Source organism: Corallococcus sp. CA047B, assembly GCF_003612065.1.
Lineage (GTDB): Bacteria > Myxococcota > Myxococcia > Myxococcales > Myxococcaceae > Corallococcus > Corallococcus praedator.
The window spans coordinates 1-2,224 of record NZ_RAWD01000596.1 but is presented as its reverse complement, the minus strand read 5'-3'; the positions used below and the strand labels follow the sequence as shown (position 1 = coordinate 2,224).

Annotated in this window: 2 protein-coding genes; one reads left to right on the top strand and one right to left on the bottom strand. The window is 67.0% G+C overall.

The window, feature by feature from the left end; translation table 11 throughout:
- Positions 1-478: aldehyde dehydrogenase family protein (locus tag D7X74_RS41375; RefSeq protein ID WP_120538402.1), on the top strand; the 478-nt coding region annotated here is incomplete at its 5' end.
- Between the two features lie 45 nt (positions 479-523).
- Here D7X74_RS41375 and D7X74_RS41370 read toward each other — a convergent pair.
- Positions 524-2,146 (bottom strand): ABC-F family ATP-binding cassette domain-containing protein, encoded by a 1,623-nt coding sequence (locus D7X74_RS41370; RefSeq protein WP_120538401.1) that lies wholly within the window; start codon positions 2,144-2,146, stop codon positions 524-526.
- Between the last annotated feature and the right edge of the window lie 78 nt (positions 2,147-2,224).

Genomic DNA, 2,224 nt, shown 5'->3' with positions numbered 1-2,224 from the left:
GGTGGTGGCGGGGGGCGGCGTGCACGCGGAGACGCGCTACATCGCGCCCACCGTGCTGGCGGACGTGACGCCGGAGGCGCCGGTGATGGAGGAGGAGATCTTCGGGCCGCTGTTGCCGGTGCTGCGCTTCGAGTCCCTGGACGAGGTGGTGACGCAGGTGCGCGCGGGAGGAAAGCCCCTGGCGATGTATGTGTTCAGCCAGGATGAGGCGACCGTGGAGCGTCTGTTGAAGGAGACGAGCGCGGGCGGCACGGTGGTGAACAACGTGGTGTTGCACAACGTGAACCCGCACCTGCCCTTCGGCGGCATCGGGCAGAGCGGCGTGGGCGCGTACCACGGGGAGACGGGCTTCAAGGCGTTCAGCCATGAGCGCGCGGTGGTGCGCCAGGGACGCACGTCGTTCACCAACCTCTTCTTCCCACCCTACCGGGGCAAGGCGCAGCGACTGGCGCGGCTCGCGAGCAAGCTGTTCGAGTAGGCCCGGCCCTCGCGTCGGTTGAACGCGAGGGCACCGCCCTTCACATCAGCTGCGCAGACCGGGCGCTTCCTGGCCCGTGCGCGCGACGTACTCCGTGTAGCCACCGCCGTACTTGTGGATGCCGTCCGGGGTCAATTCCAGCACCCGGTTCGACAGCGCTCCCAGGAAGTGCCGGTCGTGGGACACGAACAGCATCGTGCCCTCGTAGCGCGACAGCGCCGTGATCAGCATCTCCTTCGTGCCCATGTCCAGATGGTTCGTGGGCTCGTCCAGCACCAGGAAGTTCGGCGGGTCGTAGAGCATCTGCGCCATCACCAGACGCGCCTTCTCACCACCCGACAGCACCCGGCACTTCTTCTCCACCTCGTCGCCGCTGAACCCGAAGCAGCCCGCCAGCGCCCGCAACGAACCCTGGCCCGCGCGCGGGAACGAATCCGACAGCGACTCGAACACCGTCTTCTCGCCGTCCAACAGGTCCATCGCGTGCTGCGCGAAGTAACCCATCTTCACGCTGCCGCCCAACGCCACCGAACCTTCGTCCGGCTGCGTGGTGCCCGTCACCAGCTTGAGCAACGTGGACTTGCCCGCGCCGTTCACGCCCATCACCGCCCAGCGCTCCGCGCGACGCACCAGGAAGTCCAACCCCTCGTAGATGGTCCGCTTGCCGTAGCCCTTGTAGACGTTCTTCAGGTTCACCACGTCGTCACCTGAACGCGGCGGCGGCTGGAACTCGAAGAGCACCGTGGAGCGGCGCTTCGGCGGCTCCACCTTCTCGATCTTCTCCAACTTCTTCACCCGGCTCTGCACCTGCGCCGCATGCGACGCGCGGGCCTTGAACCGCTCGATGAACTTGATCTCCTTCGCGAGCATCGCCTGCTGACGCTCGTACTGCGCCTGCTGCTGCGCTTCGTTCTGCGCGCGCTGGCCCTCGTAGAAGTCGTAGTTGCCCGAGTACGTCGTCAGCGAGCCACCGTCGATCTCCACCACCTTCGTCACGATGCGGTTCATGAACTCGCGATCGTGCGACGTCATCAGCAGGCCGCCCTCATACCCCTTGAGGAAACCCTCCAGCCAGATGAGCGACTCCAGGTCCAGGTGGTTGGAAGGCTCGTCCAGGAACATCGCGTCCGGCCGCATCAGCAGGATGCGGGAGAGCGCCACGCGCATCTTCCAACCGCCCGACAGCGCGCCGACGTCGCCGTCCATCATCTCCTCGGTGAACCCGAGGCCCGCGAGAATCTCTCGCGCCCGTCCCTCCAGCGCGTACCCGCCCAGCTCCTCGAACCGGCCCTGCACGATGCCGTAGCGCTCGACGAGCTTCTCCATGTTGTCCGCCTGGTCGGGGTCCCCCATGGCGGCCTCCAGCGCCTTCATCTCCGCCGCGACGGTGCTGACCGGGCCCGCGCCGTCCATGACCTCGGACACCGCGCTGCGGCCGGCCATCTCGCCCACGTCCTGGCTGAAGTAGCCAATGGTGACGCCCCGGTCGATGGAGACCTGTCCTTCGTCCGGGTACTCCTGGCCGGTCATCATCCGGAACAGCGTCGTCTTGCCCGCGCCGTTCGGGCCCACCAGGCCCACCTTTTCTCCCTTGTGGAGCGCAGCCGACGCCTCCACGAAGAGGAGCTGCTGCCCGTGCTGCTTACCGATGTTGTCGAGACGGATCATGTGCGTACCGAAGAGGCCCGGGAATCAGGCGGCGCGCCCTTATGCCACGGCCCGCCCCCCAGGGGGATGCTTCCGAAC

What these genes read in the sequence shown, in the direction of transcription:
- D7X74_RS41370 (WP_120538401.1), bottom strand. Translation starts at nt 2,146, where the DNA reads ATGATCCGTCTCGACAACATCGGTAAGCAGCACGGGCAGCAGCTCCTC.